Consider the following 17,353-nt stretch of genomic DNA (forward strand, 5'->3'; position numbering starts at 1 on the left):
TCATCCGACAGGATCAACTCGGCCTTTGGCCGCCCAGTACGTCCCACAGGCCAAGCTTATACATCTGAACAGAACTCCTGACTCAGAAGACTAGGCCGCGTCCTCCCGCGGCGCCTCCGGTCCCGGGTGCCGGAGCGCGGCCACCAGACGCCGGACGCCGGTGCGCAGGGCCCACACCACCAGGACGTTCACCAGGGCGAACAGGGCGTGCCCGGCCGCCTCCGCGTACGGGCTCGGGACCTGCGTGTCCGGGCCCGCGCCCAGCAGGCCGCTGAGCGGCAGCAGCAGGAAGGCGTACACCAGCACCGCGCCGGGCAGCGACAGGTGGAACAGCGCGGGGTCGGCGGGGGACGGGCCGGTCAGCGCGGTGGCCAGTCCTCCGGCCGCCATGAGGCCGACGTACCCGGCGGCGGCCGTCCGGCACAGGGTGCGGGAGCGCCGCGCGGTGCCTGTCATCCGGGCCGGCCTTCGTCGGGGATCCCCGAAATCCGCGGATCCGGGCATCCGGGGAGCTCGCTTGAACGTGTTCAACAATAGGGCAGGGGTGGTTCAGCGCGCTCGGCGCACCCCGGTGAGGTGGGCGTGGACGACCACGTTCCCCTGGTAACCGGTCCTGGCGTCGAACCGGCCGCCGCAGGTGATCAGGCGCAGCTCGGCGCGACCGGTGTGGCCGTACACCTTCCGGTCGGGGAAGGCGTCGTTGTCGTACACCTCGACCGCGTCGATCGTGAAGAGGGCGGTCAGCCCGTCGCGGCGGGCGACCTCGACGCGGTGCCCCTTCCCCAGCGCGCCCAGGCCGTGGAAGACGGCGGGGCCCTCGGCGTCGTCGACGTGGCCCGCCACGATCGCCGTGCCCACGGAGCCGGGCGGGGTGCCGTCCCGGTACCAGCCGGCCACCTCGCGGCCGCCGGCGGGCGCCACGTCCAGGCTGCCGTCCGGACCGAGGCCCAGCCGCACCACGGGCGCGTCCACGCCGATCTCCGGGATGCGCACCCGGGTGGGCGCGGAGGGCGGCAGCGGGCCGGCGGCGGGGGTGCGGTGGCGGGGGCCGGCGGCGAACGCCTCGGCGGCGGAGGGGGCGGGCGGGGCCGCGTCCGCCCAGCCGCTCCGGATCAGCCAGAGACCGGCGAACGCGGTGGCCACCAGGCTCCAGCCCCTGGTCCGGGCGGCGGTCGGGCTGCTGCTCATGTCCGTGGGGTCCTCGGGGCGGGGGTGCGGGGTGCCCCACCCCCGCCGCGGTCTCGGGGGGGCCGCGGCGGGGGCGGGGAGCGGGACGCGGGGCACGGGAGGGCGCGGGCCGCCCCGTGCCCCGTCAGCCGCCCTGCGCGCCGCTCGCCCGGCGACGCAGGAACCAGGCCCCGCCGGCGGCGGACGCGACCAGCACCGCCGCGCCCGCCGCGATCCGGGTGGTGTCCGGGCCGGCGCTGCCGCCGACGCCGGTCGCCACGTGCCCGCTCGGCTGCTGGTGGCCGTCCGCGCCGCCACCCTGCCCGACCACCAGGTCGCCGGTGGCGCTCCTGCCGTTGTCGCAGGCCACGCCGATGGCGTAGGTGCCCGGCCGGGCGTGGGCGGGCAGCGTGAACCGGCCGACCACGGTCTCCTCGTGGGTGCCGGGCACCAGCTCGAACTCGCCCGCCCCCAGCGACCGGGCGTCGCCCGCGCCGCGGGCGTCCTCGGGCCCGCAGGCGGTGGTGCTGACGGTGACGGTCGTGCCCGGGGCCGCGCTCGACGGGTGCACCTCCAGCGCTTCGAAGTCACCGGCGTACGCGGGCGGCGCGCCGAACGCGACGACCGTGCCGAGCGCCACGAGCGTGCCGAGCGCCACGAGCGCCGGCGCGGTCGCGGTGCCGGTCGGCGGGCGGGCTGTGGTGCGCATCGATGTCCTCCGGAAGCACGGTCACGAGTGGGTGTCCCTGGTCCGAGAGGTACGGCCCGCCCGCCGACCCCGCCTGCCGAGACCCCGCGGATCGGCCGGTACGAGCGGTCGCGTCCGGGCCGTCCGGGCAGCTCAGCGGCGTTTTCCGGCCGCGGGCCCGGCCACCGCCCCGAACGGGTGACACCCGGCCCCCGGAGCCCGCCGCGGTCAGTCCTCGATCAGGCGGCGCGGGCCCGGGCCGTGCTCGGCCAGTTCGTCGCCCGGATTGGACAGCACGCACCGGCTCAGCGAGAGGCAGCCGCAGCCGATGCACTCGGTCAGGTTGTCCCGCAGCCGCTGGAGGGTGCGGATGCGCCGGTCCAGGTCGTCACGCCAGCACTCCGAGATCCGGGCCCAGTCCTCGGGGGTCGGCGTGCGGTCGTCCGGCAGCAGGCCCAGCACCTCGCGGATCGCGGCGAGCGGGATGCCGAGCCGCTGCGAGGTGCGGATGAACGCCACCCGGCGCAGCGCGTCACGGTGGTAGCGGCGCTGATTGCCGCTGGTGCGGCGGCTCGTGATCAGCCCTTCCCGCTCGTAGAACCGCAGGGCGGACGGCGCGACACCACTGCGCGCCGCGAGTTCCCCGACGGTCACTTCCTTCGCGTTCCAGGCGAGTCGCGTCATGGCGGCCAGAGTAGCTTGACTTCAACTCAAGTTTAAGTATGAGGCTGTACGGCATGGACCTCACCACGCATGCCGTGCAGCCCGCCACCCGCCCCCTGCGCCTCGCCGTCGTCCTCGGCAGCAACCGAGAGGGCCGCTTCGCGCCCGTCGTCGCCGACTGGTTCCTCTCCCGGGCCCGCCGGCACGGCGGCTTCACCGTCGACGTCGTCGACCTCGCCGAGGCCGACCTGCCCACCGCCCTCTCGCACGAGCCCGACCCCGCCGTACGGGCTCAACTGGCCCAGGTCAGCCCGGTGCTGGCGGACGCGGACGCCTTCGTCGTCCTGACCCCCGAGTACAACCACTCCTTCCCCGCCGTCCTCAAGAGCCTCATCGACTGGCACTTCACCGAATGGCAGGCCAAGCCGGTCGGCTTCGTCTCCTACGGCGGGATCTCCGGCGGCCTGCGCGCCGTCGAGCAACTGCGCCTGGTCTTCGCCGAACTGCACGCGGTCACCGTCCGCGAGACGGTCTCCTTCCACAACGCACACACCCACTTCGACGACACCGGACGGCACAAGGACCCCGCCCGTCCCGACGCGGCCGCCGAGGCGATGCTCGACCAGCTCGCCTGGTGGGGGCACGCCCTGCGGGACGCCAAGTCCGCCCGCCCGTACGCGGCCTGAGAGCGCGGTACGCGACCCATGCTGATCCGCCTGCTCACCGCCCGCCTGCGCCCCTACCGCCGGACGATCGCCCTGGTCGTCGTCCTCCAGCTCATCCAGTCCCTCGCCACCCTCCTGCTGCCCACCCTCAACGCCGGCATCGTCGACAGCGGTGTCCTGCGCGGCGACACCGGCCGCGTCCTGTCCACCGGCGGCCGGATGCTCGCCGTCACCCTGCTCCAGATCCTGGCGGCGGCCGCCGCCGTGTACTTCGGCGCCCGCGTCGCCATGGGGGTCGGCCGCGACCTGCGCGCCGCCGTCTTCCGCCGCGTACAGGACCTGTCCTTACGGGAGATGGGGCACTTCGGCACCGCGTCCCTGATCACCCGCACCACCCATGACGTGACCCAGGTGCAGACCCTCACCGTCCTCGCCCTGACCATGCTGGTCCCGGCGCCACTGATGTGCCTCGGCGGCATCGCCATGGCCGTCGGTCAGGACGTACCGCTCACCCTGCTCCTGCTGGTTTTCGTGCCCCTGCTCGGCGGTGCCGTCGGACTCGTCGTCCGCCGGCTGCCACCGGTGTTCCGGGCCATGCAGGAGCACGTGGACCGGGTGAACCGGGTGATGCGCGAACAGATCACCGGAATCCGGGTCGTCCGGGCGTTCGTCCGCGACCGGCACGAGCAGGACCGCTTCGCCGGTGCCAACGCCGAGCTGCTGGCCGTCGCGCTGCGGGCCGGCCGGCTCCAGGCCCTGATGTTCCCGACCGTGCTGCTGATCTGGGAGGCGGCCACCGTCGCCGTCATCTGGTTCGGCGGACTGCGGCTGGAGTCGGGTGCCCTGCACGCCGGGTCGCTCATCGCCTTCCTCGGCTACCTGACCCAGATCCTGATGGCGGTGATGATGACGATGTTCCTGCTCATGCAGGTGCCCCGGGCCGAGGTCAGCGCCGGGCGCATCCAGGAGGTCCTCACCACCCGGCCGGACCTCGCCCCGCCCCGCGACCCGGTCCGCGCCCTGCGCGGGCCCGGACACCTCGACATCCGCAGCGCCGACTTCAGCTATCCGGGCGCCGAGGAACCCGTCCTGCGCGGGGTGAGCCTGACCGCCCGTCCCGGCAGCACGACCGCCGTCATCGGCTCCACCGGCAGCGGCAAGACCACCCTGCTCGGCCTGGTGCCCCGGCTGTTCGACGCCACCGGCGGCCAGGTCGCGATCGGCGGTGTGGACGTCCGGGACCTGGACCCGGAACTCCTGTCCCGCACCGTCGGACTCGTCCCCCAGAAGCCGTACCTCTTCTCCGGGACCGTCGCCTCCAACCTGCGGTACGGAAACCCCGACGCCACCGACGAGGAGCTGTGGCAGGCCCTCGACACCGCGCAGGCCCGGGACTTCGTGACCGCGCTCGCGGACGGGCTGGACGCCCCGGTCGCGCAGGGCGGCGCCAACCTCTCGGGCGGGCAGCGCCAGCGCCTCGCCATCGCCCGTGTCCTGGTCGCCCGCCCGCACGTCTACCTGTTCGACGACTCCTTCTCCGCCCTCGACTACGCCACGGACGCCCGGCTGCGCGCCGCGCTGGCGGCCCGGACGGCCGACGCGACCGTCGTCATCGTCGCCCAGCGGGTCGCCACGATCCGCGACGCCGACCGGATCGTCGTCCTCGACCAGGGGCGGGTCACCGGCACCGGCACCCATGACGAACTCATGCGGGACAACCCCACATACCGGGAGATCGTGCTCTCCCAGCTCACCGAGGAGGAAGCCGCGTGACCGCCCCCGAGCGTCCCGAGCGCCCCGCCCCCGTCCGCGCCGGGACCGGCCGCCCGGTCCGCGCCGGGACCGGCCGCGGCGTCCCCGAACGCCGGGGGCCGGCCGCCCAGCAGCGGGCTCCCGGCACGGCCGCCGGCCCCGCCCCGGAGCGGTCGCTGGACTTCCGCCGCTCCGGGCTCAGACTCCTGGCGGCCCTCGCGCCCGAGCGCCGCCTCGTCCGGGGCGTCCTCGCCGCCGGCGCCGCCGCCGTCGCCCTCACCGTGGCCGGCCCCAAACTCCTCGGGCACGCCACCGACCTGGTCGTGGCCGGCGCCGCGGGACCCGCCGGCGTCGACCTCGGGGCCGTCGCGCAGGTCCTCGCCCTCGTGCTGGGCGTGATCGCCGTGTCCTCGGCGCTCACCTGGGTGCAGATGCGCCTGGCGATGACGGTCGTCCAGCGGGTCGGCCACCGGCTGCGCGAGCGGGCGCAGGCCAAGCTGGCCCGGCTGCCCCTGGCGTACTTCGACGAGCAGCCGCGCGGCGAGATCCTCAGCCGCGCCACCAACGACATCGACAACATCACCCAGACCCTGCAGCAGGCGTTCAGCCAGATGGTCCGGGCCCTGCTCACCCTGGTCGGCGTGCTGGCGATGATGTTCTGGATATCGCCGCTGCTGGCGCTGGTCGCGCTGGCGACCGTCCCGCTGTCGGTGGCCGTCGCGACCCGTATCGGCAAGCGCGCCCAGCCGCAGTTCGTCCGGCAGTGGGACGTGACCGGCCGGCTCAACGCCCATGTCGAGGAGATGTACACCGGCCATGCCGAGGTGCTGGTGTTCGGGCGCAAGCGGCAGGCGGTGGAGACCTTCGACGAGCTGGGCGGGGAGCTGTACTCCGCCGGTTTCCGGGCCCAGTTCGTCTCCGGTCTCATCCAGCCGGCCATGGCCTTCGCCGGCAACCTCAACTACGTCCTGATCGCGGTGGCCGGCGGGCTGCGGGTGGCGTCGGGAACCCTGTCCATCGGTGACGTACAGGCTTTCGTGCAGTACACCTACGAGTTCAACGGCCCCGTCAACCAGGTCGCCTCCATGGCCAACCTCCTCCAGTCCGGCGTGGCGTCCGCCGAGCGGGTCTTCGACCTGCTGGACGCCGACGAGGAGTCCGAGGCGCCGGCGGCACCGGCCGGAGGGGCGGCGGACCGGCGCCCGAAGGCCCGGGGCCGGGTCTCCTTCGAGAAGGTGTCCTTCCGGTACGACCCCGACAGGCCGCTCATCGAGGACCTGTCGCTGACGGTGGAGCCCGGCCGGACGGTCGCGATCGTCGGCCCCACCGGCGCCGGCAAGACCACCCTGGTCAACCTGCTGATGCGGTTCTACGAGGTGACCGGCGGCCGGATCCTGGTCGACGGGGCCGACGCGGCCACGCTCTCCCGCGACGAGCTGCGCTCGGGCATCGGCATGGTGCTCCAGGACACCTGGCTGTTCGGCGGCACCATCGCCGACAACATCGCGTACGGCGCCCCCGGCGACGTACCGCGCGAACGGATCGTCGAAGCGGCCATGGCGACCCACGCGGACCGTTTCGTGCGGACCCTCCCCGACGGCTACGACACCGTCGTGGACGAGGACGGGGCGGGGCTCAGCGCGGGGGAGAAGCAGCTGATCACCATCGCCCGGGCGTTCCTGACCGAACCGTCGATCCTGGTCCTGGACGAGGCGACCAGCTCCGTCGACACCCGTACCGAGGTGCTCATCCAGCGGGCCATGTCCTCGCTGCGGGAGGGGCGTACCTCGTTCGTGATCGCCCACCGGCTCTCCACCGTCCGGGACGCGGACGTGATCCTGGTGATGGACGCCGGCCGCATCGTCGAACAGGGCACCCACGCCGAACTGCTGGCGGCGGGCGGCGCGTACGCCGCGCTGTACGCGGCGCAGTTCGCGGCGGCGGTGTGAGGACGGCGGGACGAGGGGACGGCGGGACGAGGGGACGGTGGAGCCGGGCGAGTCGCCCGGCGGCGGCGGGGCGGGCACCGGGAAGGGGGCATCATCGGCCTCAGCACCCCATCGAGAGGAGACGGCGTGACCCCCGCCCTGACCGTACTGACCACGACCGACAGCGCGGAGAAGGCCGAGCGGCTGGCCCGCGGGGCGGTGGAGGCCCGGCTCGCCGCCTGCGCGCAGATCTCCGGCCCCATCACCTCGGTCTACCACTGGCGCGACGCCATCGAGACGAGCGAGGAGTGGCAGGTGTTCCTCAAGACGACCGAGGACCGTTACGACGCCCTCGAAGCGCACCTCACCGAGGCCCACGACTACGAGACGCCCGAGGTCATCGCGCTGCCGGTGGTACGCGGCAGCGCCGGTTACCTGGCATGGCTGGCCGGGGAGACCTCCGAGCGGTGAGCGAGCTGCCCTTCTTCGTGTACGGCACGCTGCGCCCGGGGGAGCGCAACCACGAGCTGTTCCTGCGCGGGCGCACCTCGGCCGGGGAACCGGCCCGGCTGGCCGGCGTCCTGCTCCACGACGGGCCCGGCCACCCCTACGCGGTCCGCGGGGCCGGGCAGGTGGCGGGCGAGCTGATCAGCGCCGCGCCCGGCGGGTACGGCGCGCTGCTCTGCGTGCTGGACCGGCTGGAGGGGTACGCCGGGCCGGGGCATCCCCGCAACCTCTACGAGCGGGAGGTGTGCGAGGCGGTCCGGCTGCGGGACGGGGCGAGGGTACGGGCCTGGGTCTACCTGGCGGCGCCGGGCGCGGCCCCCGGCGCGCCGATACCGGGCGGGGACTGGCTCAGCCGGCCACGGCTTCCAGGCGCACCGCGCACACCTTGAACTCCGGCATCTTGGAGGTCGGGTCGAGCGCCGGGTTGGTCAGCGTGTTGGCGCGGCCCTCGCCCGGCCAGTGGAACGGCATGAACACCGTGTCCGGCCGGATCCCGGTCACGATCCGCGCGGGCGCCACCGCCCGCCCGCGCCGCGACACCACCGCGACCGGCTCGCCCTCGGTGACACCGACCCGCTCGGCGAGCCGGGGGTGCAGCTCCACGAAGGGGCCGGGCGCGGCGGCGTTCAGCTCGGCGACGCGCCGGGTCTGGGCCCCGGACTGGTAGTGCGAGACGACCCGCCCGGTGGTCAGCACCACGGGGTACTCCTCGTCCGTCTCCTCGCCCGACGCCCGGTGCGTCACCGGCACGAACCGGGCCCGCCCGTCCGGCGTGGCGAACCGTTCCAGGAACAGCCGGGGGGTGCCGGGATGGCCGGGCTCCGGACAGGGCCAGAAGACGCCGTCCTCCTCGGCGATCCGGCGGTAGCTGATGCCCGCGTAGTCGGCCGGGCCGCCGGCCGAGGCCCGGCGCAGCTCGTCGAAGACCTCCTCGGGGTCGGTGGGGAAGCCCTTCTCCCAGCCGAGCAGCCCGGCCAGCGAGTGCAGCACCCGGAGGTCGCTGCGCACCCCGTCGGGCGGTTCGACGGCCTGCCTGCGCAGCAGCACCCGCCCCTCCAGGTTGGTCATGGTGCCGGTCTCCTCGGCCCACTGCGTCACCGGCAGCACGACATCGGCGAGTTCGGCCGTCTCGGAGAGCACCACATCGGCCACGGCCAGGAAGTCCAGGGAACGCAGCCGCTGCTCGACGTGGGCGGCCCGGGGCGCGGAGACGACCGGGTTGGACGCCATGACCAGCAGCGCCCTGATGTCCCCGCCCAGCGCGTCGAGCAGTTCGTAGGCGCTGCGGCCGGGTCCCGGCAGGGTGTCGGGGTCCACCCCCCACACCCCGGCGACATGGGCGCGGGCCGCCGGGTCGTCCAGCTTGCGGTAACCGGGAAGCTGGTCGGCCTTCTGGCCGTGCTCCCGGCCGCCCTGGCCGTTGCCCTGCCCGGTCAGGCAGCCGTACCCGGCCAGCGGGCGCCCGGCGTTCCCGGTCGCCAGGCACAGGTTGATCCAGGCGCCGACGGTGTCGGTGCCCTTGGACTGCTGCTCGGGCCCGCGCGCGGTCAGCACCATGGCGTTCGGCGCGTCGCAGAACATCGCCACCGCCTCGCGCAGCGCCGGCACGGGCACGCCGGTGATGCGCTCGACCAGCGCCGGCCAGTGCGACATGGCGGCGGCCCTGGCCTCTTCCCACCCGGTGGTACGGGCCGCGACGAACTCCTCGTCGGTGCGTCCCTCGGCCACCACCAGGTGCAGCAGCCCGAGCGCCAGGGCCAGGTCGGTGCCGGGGCGGGGCGCCAGGTGCAGGTCGGCCTGCTCGGCGGTGCGGGTGCGGCGCGGATCGACGACGATCAGCCGCCCCCCGTTCTCCCTCAGCTCGGTCAGGTACCGCAGCGCGGGCGGCATGGTCTCGGCGAGGTTGGACCCGACGAGGATCACGCACCCGGTGCGCGGCACGTCCTCCAGCGGGAACGGCAGCCCCCGGTCGAGTCCGAAGGCCCGCTGGTGGGCGGCGGCGGCCGAGGACATGCAGAAGCGCCCGTTGTAGTCGATCTGGGAGGTCCCCAGGACCAGCCGGGCGAACTTCCCCAGCGTGTACGCCTTCTCGTTGGTGAGCCCGCCGCCGCCGAACACGCCCACGGCGTCCGCGCCGTGGGCCTCCCGGGTACCGCGCAGTCCCCGGGCGACGGTCTCCAGCGCCTCCTCCCAGGTGGCCGGTTCCAGCCGTCCGGTGGTGGGGCGCCGGACCAGCGGCCCGGTCAGTCTGACCCGGGAGGAGAGCACCTCGGGCGCGGTGCGCCCCTTGCCGCACAGCGCCCCCCGGTTCACCGGGAAGTCCGCGCGCTCCACCACCTCGACGCCCTCGCCGGACGACCGGAGGTTCATGCCGCATTGCAGGGCGCAGTAGGGGCAGTGCGTGGGGGTGGCGATGGGGAGCATGCCCCCGAGACTGCGCCGTGTGTGTTACGCCCGCGAGCACGCCGCATTACACCCCGGGTACGTCGCCCTCCGCCCCCTCGGCCGGTTCCGGTGAGGCCGGGGGCGCGAGCCGTACGGCCCTGGCGACGGTCACGGCCTTCGCCCCGGCCGGGCGCGGCGCGGGCCGGGGCGGCCGGGCGCGGGCGCCGGGGCGCGGCGGCCGGCCGCTCAGCCGCCCGCGGAGGCCAGCGCCTCGTGGACGCCCGTCTCCGCGCGCCCCAGGAACCTCGGGTCCGGCTTCAGCGCCGCGTCCAGTGCCGCCTTGCCGGCCGCGAACAGCTCCCGCGTGCCGCCGTAGTACCAGACCGAGTCGTGCGGCTCGCCGACGCCGACGCCGTACGCGTCGATCCCCGCGGTCCGGCACAGCGTCACCGCCCGGCGGATGTGGAAGCCCTGCGTCACGAGCACCGCCCGCCGGACACCGAAGATCTTCTTCGCGCGGACGCACGAGTCCCAGGTGTCGAACCCGGCGTGGTCGCTGACGATCCGCCCACCGGGTACGCCGCGTTGGGTGAGGTACGCGCGCATGGCGTCGGGCTCGTCGTAGTCGGCCCGGCTGTTGTCGCCGGTGACCAGGACGACCTTCACCTTGCCGTCCCGGTAGAGCGCGGCGGCCGTGTCGAGCCGGTGCGCCAGGTACGGGGTGGGGCGGCCCTGCCACAGCCCGGCCCCGAACACCACGGCGACGTCGTGGGCGGGCACGTCCGCCGCGGTGCGCAGGTGGCCGCCGGCGACGGCGTGTGTCCAGGTCGCCGGCGCGAGCGCCAGCACACAGCCGAGCATGACGCCCTGTGCCAGCCGCCGGCGACCCCGCCGGCTCAGGGGTGTTCCGGGCAGCCGCCCCGGCCAGCGTCGCATGTCACCGTGCCTCTCCTCGTCCCTCTCCTGGTGTCCCGCACTGGTCAGACGTGGATCCGGCCCGATCGGTTCACCGCGGCGGGCTGGCGGCCGACGGCGGCCGGCCGCCGTACAGCAGGGCGGCCAGGCCGACGCCGAGCGCCCCGCCCAGGAACTGGGCCGCGACGAAGCCGGGGAGGGAGGCGGGGGCGATCCCGGTGAACGAGTCGGTCAGCGAACGGCCGACCGTCGCGGCCGGGTTGGCGAACGACCCCGACGAAGTGAACCAGATGGCGGCGGCGGTGTAGGCGGCGACCGCGACCGCTGCCAGCCGGGCGCGCCCGGTCCGGTCCAGGCCCTGGACGAGCAGGACCAGCCCGGCCGTGGCGACCGTCTCGCCGAGCAGCAGATGGCCCGCCGACCGCGCCTGGGTGGACCAGCCGCCCGGCAGCCGCCCGAACATCGCCTCGGCCAGCAGTGCCCCCGTGACCGCTCCGGCGAGCTGGGCGGAGAGGTAGAGCGCCACCTCCCGGCCGGCCGGTCCGCCGGTGGCGCCGCGCGGCCGGGTCCACCACAGGCACAGGGTGAGGACCGGGTTCAGGTGGGCTCCGGAGACGGGGGCGAACAGGGCGATCAGCAGGCCGAGCCCGATCGCCGAGGCGAGCGAGTTGGCCAGCAGCCGCACCCCCACGTCCTCGCTGAGCCCGCTCGCCCGGATGCCGGAGCCGATGATGACGGCGACCAGCGCGGCGGTGCCGACGAATTCGGCGGCGGCGCGTCGCGGCAGCGCCTCGGCCATGACCATGAGCCCCCCACTGTCCGATGGAATGGAAAATATATTCCGTCCAACGGAAAATCGCTGCCCCGCCCCGCGAGCTCCCGGCCCGGTGCGCCGCCGGGGCCCCCGCGCCGGCGTCCGACAGCACCCCCGGCCGGCCGGTGAGCCGGTGGAAAACAGCCGTCACCCCCGCGCAACGCCCCGGCAATCAGCGCCCGCGACCATCGGCGCATGACGGAGCCGACAGACCCGGGCGCGCCCGGCGGAACCCGCCACGGCTCCGCCGAGCCGCTCACCCGCATCACCGCGCAGCCCGGCCCGCGGCCCGACCACCTCCACCGCAAGGGAGCACACGCGCCCATGACCCGGCCCGATCCCCCCACGCTCGTCGCCGTCGCGCACGGCAGCCGCGACCCGCGCGCGCTGCCCGCCGTCACCGCCCTGCTGGACCGGGTCCGCGAGCTGCGCCCCGGGCTGCGCGTACGGCTGGCGCACATCGAACTGAACGCGCCGCTGCTCACCGACACCCTCACCGCCCTCGGTGACGGCGACGCCGTCCTGGTGCCGCTGCTGCTCACCCGGGGCCACCACGTCAAGCACGACCTGCCCGGCGCCGCGGCACGCGCCCCCCACCTGCGCGTCCGCGTCGCCGCCCCCCTCGGCCCGCACCCGCTGCTCGTCGAGGCGCTGTACGCCCGGCTCACCGAGGCCGGCTGGCGCGCCGAACACGAACGCAGCCGGGCCACCGGTGTCGTCCTCGCCGCCGCGGGCTCCCGCGACCCCGACTCGGCCGCCGACACCCGCCGCACCGCCCGGTTGCTCGGGGAGCGCCTCGGCGGAGTGCCCGTCGTGCCCGCGTACGCCTCCGCCGCCTCACCCACCGTCCCCGAGGCGCTGCGCGCCCTGGCCGAGCGCGGCCACCACCGGGCCGCCGTCGCCTCCTGCTTCACCGCCCCCGGGCTGTTCGCCACCCGCAGCGCCGCCGCCGCGCCGTGGATCGCCGCCGCCCCCCTCGGCGCGCACCCGGCCCTGGCCCGCCTCGTCCTGCGCCGGTACGACCGGGCGGCGGCCGCCCCGCACCCGCTGCCACGGGAACTCGCCTCCGCCTGACAGGTTCACTGTCAGCGCCTGCGGTTACCTTCACTGCATGAACGGCATGGAAGGACCCGAGGGGACGGCGTACGACCGGAACGCGACCGAGCGCTGGGCTCCCGAGCCCGACAAGCGCCCCGGCCGCACCGCCTTCCAGCGCGACCGCGCCCGCGTCCTGCACTCCGCGGCGCTGCGCCGCCTGGCCGGCAAGACCCAGGTCGTCACACCCGGCTCACGGAGCCTGGCCTGGGACGCCAGCCCGCGCACCAGGCTCACCCACTCCCTGGAGTGCGCCCAGGTCGGCCGCGAGCTCGGCCACGCGCTCGGCTGCGACCCCGACCTCGTGGAGGCCGCCTGCCTCGCGCACGACATGGGCCACCCGCCCTTCGGGCACAACGGGGAGCAGACGCTCAACGACTTCGCCAAGGACTGCGGCGGCTTCGAGGGCAACGCCCAGTCGCTGCGGCTGCTCACCCGGATCGAGCCCAAGCGCTTCGTACCCAGCCGGGAGACCGGCGAGCTGGTCAGCGTGGGCCTGAACCTCACCCGGGCCGCCCTGGACGCCGCCACCAAGTACCCCTGGCCGCGCGGCGGGCACCCCACCGAACCGGCCTCGCCGAAGTTCGGGGTGTACGAGGACGACCTGCCGGTGTTCGCGTGGGTCCGGCAGGGCGCGCCCGAGGGCCGCACCTGCTTCGAGGCCCAGGTCATGGACTGGGCCGACGACGTCGCCTACTCGGTGCACGACTTCGAGGACGGCCTGCACGCCGGCCACATCGACACCCGCCTGCTCTCGGCCGCGCCGGAGCGCGCGGACATCGCCGCGGTCGCCATCGGCCGGTACGTACCGTGGGACACCGACCCCCGGGAACTGGCCGACGCGCTCGACCGGCTCATGGAGCAGGAGTGGTGGCCGCACGGGTACGACGGGACGGCCGTCGCCCAGGCCCGGCTGAAGGACGCCACCAGTCAGCTCATCGGCCGCTTCTGCCTGGCCGCCGAGGCCGCCACCCGCCAGGCGTACGGCACCGGCCGCCTCACCCGGTACACCGCCGAGCTCGTCGTCCCGCGCGAGGCGCGCAACGAGTGCGCGGTGCTCAAGGCCGTCGCCGACCGCTATGTGATGCAGCGCGCCGAACAGGAGGCTTTGCGCGCCGACCAGCGCGTGGTGCTGTCGGAGCTGGCCGAGGCGTTCACCGCCCGCGCCCCCGAGGGGATGGACCCGCAGTTCCGCGCCCTGTTCGACACCGCCCCGGACGACCGGGCCAGGACGCGGGTCGTGGTCGACCAGATCGCCGCGCTCACCGACGCCTCCGCCCGCACCCTGCACGCCCGCCTGGCCACCCGCCGCTGACCCGCGCCGCGCCACCCGTCCGCCCGCGGGCGCCCGCCGGAGTGGCGGCGACCGGGGCCTCTTCCGTCGGCCCGCCGGCTGCGGGAGGCTGCGACAGGACGGCGGCGTAGCGTGAACACGGACGCGAACAAGAGGAGGCATCAAGTGGTCGACGCAGATCAGACCTTCGTCATCGTGGGCGGGGGGCTGGCCGGGGCGAAGGCGGCGGAAACCCTTCGCTCCGAAGGGTTCAACGGCAGGGTCATCCTCATCGGTGACGAACGCGACCACCCCTACGAACGGCCGCCCCTCTCCAAGGGCTACCTGTCCGGCAAGGAGGAGCGCGACAGCGTCTTCGTCCACGAACCCGCCTGGTACGCGCAGTCCGACGTCGAACTCCACCTCGGCCAGTCCGTCACCGCCGTCGACCGCGCCGCCAGGACGGTACGCCTGGGCGACGGCAGCACCCTCCACTACGACAAGCTGCTGCTGGCCACCGGCGCCGAACCGCGCCGGCTCGACGTCCCCGGCACCGACCTGGCCGGCGTCCACCACCTGCGCCGCCTCGCCCACGCCGACCTGCTCCAGGGCGCCCTCGCCTCCCTCGGCCGCGACAACGGCCACCTGGTCATCGCCGGAGCCGGCTGGATCGGCCTGGAGGTCGCCGCCGCCGCCCGCGGCTACGGCGCCGAGGTGACCGTGGTGGAACCGGAGCCCACCCCGCTGCACCAGGTCATCGGCCCGGAGCTCGGCCAGCTCTTCACCGACCTGCACGCCGAGCACGGCGTCCGCTTCAGCTTCGGCACCCGCCTCACCGAGATCGTCGGCCAGGACGGCATGGTGCTGGCGGCCCGCACCGACGACGGCGAGGAGCACCCCGCCCACGCCGTCCTCGCCGCGATCGGCGCCGCCCCGCGCACGGCCCTCGCCGAGAGCGCCGGGCTCGCCCTGGCCGACCGCGCCCACGGCGGCGGCATCGCCGTCGACGAGACCCTGCGCACCTCCGACCCCGACATCTACGCCGCGGGTGACGTGGCCGCCGCCCACCACCCCTCCCTGGGGGTCCGGCTGCGCGTCGAGCACTGGGCCAACGCCCTCAACGGCGGCCCCGCCGCCGCCCGCGCCATGCTGGGCCGGCCGGACACCCACGACCGCGTCCCGTACTTCTTCTCCGACCAGTACGACCTGGGCCTGGAGTACTCCGGCTGGGCCCCGCCCGGCTCGTACGACCAGGTCGTCCTGCGCGGGGACGCGGGCAAGCGGCAGTTCATCGCCTTCTGGCTGAAGGAGCGCCGCGTCCTGGCGGGCATGAACGTCAATGTGTGGGACGTCACAGAGACCGTCCAGCGGCTCATCCGATCCGGTGCGCCCGTGGACACCGAGGCCCTCGCCGACCCCACGACCCCGCTCGCCGCCGTCGTCCCCCGCCCGTAGGCCGCGTTCCCCGGGGGGAGAGCGCCACGGCCCCCGTAAGATTTACGCGTGGCAGGCGGCAGGATCAACGACGACGACGTGAAGGCGGTTCGGGACGCGGTCCCGATCGACGCCGTCGTCTCCGAATACCTCCAGCTGCGCAACGCCGGCGGCGGCAACCTCAAGGGCCTGTGCCCCTTCCACGACGAGAAGTCCCCGTCCTTCCAGGTCAGCCCCAGCAAGGGACTCTTCCACTGCTTCGGCTGCCAGGAGGGCGGGGACACCATCGCCTTCGTGATGAAGATCGACCACCTCTCCTTCTCGGAGACGGTCGAGCGCCTCGCCGCCAAGGCGGGCATCACACTGCGGTACGAGGAGGGCGGGTACAACCCCACCCACCAGCGCGGCGAGCGCATCCGCCTGATCGAGGCGCACAAGGCCGCCGCCGAGTTCTACACCGGCCAACTGGACGGCGCCGAGGCCGAGATCGGCCGGAAGTTCCTCGCCGAGCGCGGCTTCGACCAGGCCGCCGCCCAGCACTTCGGCGTCGGCTACAGCCCGGCCGGCTGGGACCACCTCACCCGCTACCTGCGCGGCAAGGGCTTCTCCGACAAGGAACTGATCCTCTCCGGCCTCTCCCAGGACGGCCGCCGCGGCCCCATCGACCGCTTCCGGGGCCGCCTGATGTGGCCCATCCGCGATGTCTCCGGCGATGTCGTCGGCTTCGGCGCGCGCAAGCTGCGCGACGACGACAACGGCCCGAAGTACCTCAACACGCCCGAGACCCCGATCTACAAGAAGTCCCAGGTCCTGTACGGCATCGACCTGGCCAAGAAGGACATCGCCAAGTCCAGCCGGGCGGTCGTCGTCGAGGGCTACACCGACGTCATGGCCTGCCACCTCGCCGGCGTCACCACCGCCATCGCCACCTGCGGCACGGCCTTCGGCGGCGACCACATCAAGATCCTGCGCCGGCTCCTGATGGACAACGGATCAGCCCGGGTGATCTTCACCTTCGACGGGGACGCGGCCGGGCAGAAGGCCGCCCTGCGCGCCTTCGAGGACGACCAGAAGTTCGCCGCCGAGACCTACATCGCCGTCGCCCCCGACGGCATGGACCCCTGCGACCTGCGGCTGGCCAAGGGCGACGACGCCGTGCGGGAACTGGTCGAGCCGCGCACCCCGCTGTTCGAGTTCGCGCTGCGCCAGATCGTGAACCGGTACGACCTGGACACCCCGGCCGGCCGCGCCGCCGCCCTGGACGAGGCCGCCCCCATCGTCGCCCGCATCAAGAACGTCGGCGCGCAGCACGAGGTCGCCGTGGAACTGGCGGGCATGCTCGGCATCCTCGACACCCAGTTCGTCGTCAAGCGTGTCGCCCAGCTCGCCCGCTGGGCCCGGGACCGCGGCGGCCGGGGCCCCGCGCCCGGCCCCCGTGCCGCCGCCGGACCGGTGCAGGCCGCCCCGGCGGCCCTCTCCGGCCCCGCGCTCAACCTGCGCAGCCCCGCCCACCGCACCGAGCGGGAGCTGCTGAAGCTCGCCCTGCAGTACCCGGCGCTGGTCTCGCCCGCGTTCGACGCGTACGGCGCCGACGAGTTCACCGCACCGCCCTACGCCGCGGTGCGCCAGACCATCGCCGAGGCCGGCGGCGCCGAGCAGGGCGTCGACAACACCGTCGACTACCTGACCCGGGTGCGCGAGGCCGCGCCCAACGACTCGGTGCGGGCCCTGGTCACCGAGCTGGCCGTGGAGGCCATCCACGCACGGGTGGTGGACGAGGCGTACGCGGGCACCCAGCTGGTCACCGTCCGGCTGCGCGCCGTCGACCGGCGCGTGCGGGACGTCCAGGGCACCCTGACCCGCCTCGGCGCGCACGGCGACCCCGAGCACCTGGCGGCCGTCCAGAACGAGCTGTGGGTCCTCCAGCAGTACGGCCGGTCGCTCCGCAACAACGGCGCCGACGCCCTCTAGGTGTATTGTCCCGGAGCGTTGTTCACGCGGCTGATGGGCGGGTGTCCGCCGAGTGCGGTGTGGCAGCGGTGGTGGTTGTAGGTGTGGAGGAAGTCT

The 17,353-nt window shown here is 74.6% G+C and carries 16 protein-coding genes and 1 pseudogene; 9 read left to right on the forward strand and 8 right to left on the reverse strand.

Translation table 11 applies throughout. The features are described from left to right. Positions 1–90: 90 nt before the first annotated feature. From AB0H53_RS28465 to soxR, 4 genes are all read right to left on the reverse strand, one after another. Positions 91–456 (reverse strand): hypothetical protein, encoded by a 366-nt coding sequence (locus tag AB0H53_RS28465; protein ID WP_362119346.1) that lies wholly within the window; start codon positions 454–456, stop codon positions 91–93. A 93-nt stretch (positions 457–549) separates the two neighbouring features. Next, positions 550–1,188, reverse strand: a complete 639-nt coding sequence (locus tag AB0H53_RS28470) for a class F sortase (protein ID WP_362119349.1) — start codon at positions 1,186–1,188, stop codon at positions 550–552. A 124-nt stretch (positions 1,189–1,312) separates the two neighbouring features. Beyond that, positions 1,313–1,876, reverse strand: coding sequence for a hypothetical protein (locus AB0H53_RS28475; protein ID WP_362119352.1), 564 nt, complete (start codon positions 1,874–1,876; stop codon positions 1,313–1,315). 207 nt (positions 1,877–2,083) lie between these two features. Next, the gene (gene soxR, locus AB0H53_RS28480) at positions 2,084–2,539 is read right to left on the reverse strand and encodes a redox-sensitive transcriptional activator SoxR (RefSeq protein WP_362119355.1); all 456 of its coding nucleotides are present in this window, start codon (positions 2,537–2,539) and stop codon (positions 2,084–2,086) included. Between the two features lie 53 nt (positions 2,540–2,592). Here soxR and AB0H53_RS28485 point away from each other — a divergent pair, with 53 nt between their 5' ends. The 5 genes from AB0H53_RS28485 to AB0H53_RS28505 all read left to right on the forward strand — a co-directional run bounded on the left by AB0H53_RS28485 (position 2,593) and on the right by AB0H53_RS28505 (position 7,759). Beyond that, entirely contained in the window at positions 2,593–3,204 is a 612-nt protein-coding gene (locus AB0H53_RS28485; protein WP_362119358.1) for an NAD(P)H-dependent oxidoreductase, read from the forward strand. Positions 3,205–3,222: 18 nt separating this feature from the next. Beyond that, positions 3,223–4,956, forward strand: coding sequence for an ABC transporter ATP-binding protein (locus AB0H53_RS28490; protein WP_362119361.1), 1,734 nt, complete (start codon positions 3,223–3,225; stop codon positions 4,954–4,956). A 155-nt stretch (positions 4,957–5,111) separates the two neighbouring features. Continuing rightward, positions 5,112–6,884 carry an ABC transporter ATP-binding protein gene (locus AB0H53_RS28495; RefSeq protein ID WP_362119390.1) on the forward strand — a complete coding sequence of 591 codons (1,773 nt, stop codon included), beginning with the start codon at positions 5,112–5,114 and terminating at the stop codon, positions 6,882–6,884. Between the two features lie 126 nt (positions 6,885–7,010). Further along, on the forward strand, positions 7,011–7,334 hold the full coding sequence (gene cutA, locus AB0H53_RS28500) for a divalent-cation tolerance protein CutA (protein WP_362119364.1): 324 nt from the start codon (positions 7,011–7,013) through the stop codon (positions 7,332–7,334). After that, entirely contained in the window at positions 7,331–7,759 is a 429-nt protein-coding gene (locus AB0H53_RS28505) for a gamma-glutamylcyclotransferase family protein (RefSeq protein WP_362119367.1), read from the forward strand. Before cutA ends, AB0H53_RS28505 begins: the two co-directional genes overlap by 4 nt. Here AB0H53_RS28505 and AB0H53_RS28510 read toward each other — a convergent pair. The 3 genes from AB0H53_RS28510 to AB0H53_RS28520 form a co-directional block, all read right to left on the reverse strand. Then, a complete protein-coding gene (locus AB0H53_RS28510; protein WP_362119369.1) occupies positions 7,719–9,794 on the reverse strand; it encodes a molybdopterin oxidoreductase family protein in 2,076 nt (691 codons plus the stop codon). The two genes, AB0H53_RS28505 and AB0H53_RS28510, sit on opposite strands and share 41 nt — an antisense overlap. Before the next feature lie 207 nt (positions 9,795–10,001). Continuing rightward, on the reverse strand, positions 10,002–10,691 hold the full coding sequence (locus AB0H53_RS28515) for an ElyC/SanA/YdcF family protein (protein ID WP_362119372.1): 690 nt from the start codon (positions 10,689–10,691) through the stop codon (positions 10,002–10,004). Between the two features lie 70 nt (positions 10,692–10,761). Next, entirely contained in the window at positions 10,762–11,475 is a 714-nt protein-coding gene (locus AB0H53_RS28520; protein ID WP_362119375.1) for an aquaporin, read from the reverse strand. A gap of 204 nt (positions 11,476–11,679) precedes the next feature. On the opposite strand from AB0H53_RS28520, the gene AB0H53_RS28525 reads away from it, so the two are divergent. The 4 genes from AB0H53_RS28525 to dnaG all read left to right on the forward strand — a co-directional run bounded on the left by AB0H53_RS28525 (position 11,680) and on the right by dnaG (position 17,257). Continuing rightward, complete coding sequence (locus tag AB0H53_RS28525; protein WP_362119378.1) at positions 11,680–12,558, forward strand: sirohydrochlorin chelatase; 879 nt, start codon at positions 11,680–11,682, stop codon at positions 12,556–12,558. A gap of 37 nt (positions 12,559–12,595) precedes the next feature. Further along, complete coding sequence (locus AB0H53_RS28530; RefSeq protein ID WP_362119381.1) at positions 12,596–13,894, forward strand: deoxyguanosinetriphosphate triphosphohydrolase; 1,299 nt, start codon at positions 12,596–12,598, stop codon at positions 13,892–13,894. A 144-nt stretch (positions 13,895–14,038) separates the two neighbouring features. Continuing rightward, positions 14,039–15,307, forward strand: a complete 1,269-nt coding sequence (locus AB0H53_RS28535; RefSeq protein ID WP_362119384.1) for an FAD-dependent oxidoreductase — start codon at positions 14,039–14,041, stop codon at positions 15,305–15,307. Positions 15,308–15,355: 48 nt separating this feature from the next. After that, positions 15,356–17,257 carry a DNA primase gene (gene dnaG, locus AB0H53_RS28540; protein ID WP_362119387.1) on the forward strand — a complete coding sequence of 634 codons (1,902 nt, stop codon included), beginning with the start codon at positions 15,356–15,358 and terminating at the stop codon, positions 17,255–17,257. Here dnaG and AB0H53_RS28545 read toward each other — a convergent pair. Beyond that, positions 17,254–17,353, reverse strand: a pseudogene (locus AB0H53_RS28545) (IS481 family transposase); the annotation flags it as partial. The gene dnaG and the pseudogene AB0H53_RS28545 overlap by 4 nt on opposite strands.

The organism is Streptomyces sp. NPDC050856 (assembly GCF_040653855.1).
In the GTDB taxonomy this organism is placed as follows: domain Bacteria; phylum Actinomycetota; class Actinomycetes; order Streptomycetales; family Streptomycetaceae; genus Streptomyces.

Bases quoted from the DNA above. Each gene is read 5' to 3' on its own strand.
- AB0H53_RS28465 (WP_362119346.1), bottom strand. From the start codon at position 456: ATGACAGGCACCGCGCGGCGCTCCCGCACCCTGTGCCGGACGGCCGCC.
- AB0H53_RS28470 (WP_362119349.1), bottom strand. From the start codon at position 1,188: ATGAGCAGCAGCCCGACCGCCGCCCGGACCAGGGGCTGGAGCCTGGTG.
- AB0H53_RS28475 (WP_362119352.1), bottom strand. From the start codon at position 1,876: ATGCGCACCACAGCCCGCCCGCCGACCGGCACCGCGACCGCGCCGGCG.
- soxR (WP_362119355.1), bottom strand. From the start codon at position 2,539: ATGACGCGACTCGCCTGGAACGCGAAGGAAGTGACCGTCGGGGAACTC.
- AB0H53_RS28485 (WP_362119358.1), top strand. From the start codon at position 2,593: ATGGACCTCACCACGCATGCCGTGCAGCCCGCCACCCGCCCCCTGCGC.
- AB0H53_RS28490 (WP_362119361.1), top strand. From the start codon at position 3,223: ATGCTGATCCGCCTGCTCACCGCCCGCCTGCGCCCCTACCGCCGGACG.
- AB0H53_RS28510 (WP_362119369.1), bottom strand. From the start codon at position 9,794: ATGCTCCCCATCGCCACCCCCACGCACTGCCCCTACTGCGCCCTGCAA.
- AB0H53_RS28515 (WP_362119372.1), bottom strand. From the start codon at position 10,691: ATGCGACGCTGGCCGGGGCGGCTGCCCGGAACACCCCTGAGCCGGCGG.
- AB0H53_RS28520 (WP_362119375.1), bottom strand. From the start codon at position 11,475: ATGGTCATGGCCGAGGCGCTGCCGCGACGCGCCGCCGCCGAATTCGTC.
- AB0H53_RS28525 (WP_362119378.1), top strand. From the start codon at position 11,680: ATGACGGAGCCGACAGACCCGGGCGCGCCCGGCGGAACCCGCCACGGC.
- AB0H53_RS28530 (WP_362119381.1), top strand. From the start codon at position 12,596: ATGAACGGCATGGAAGGACCCGAGGGGACGGCGTACGACCGGAACGCG.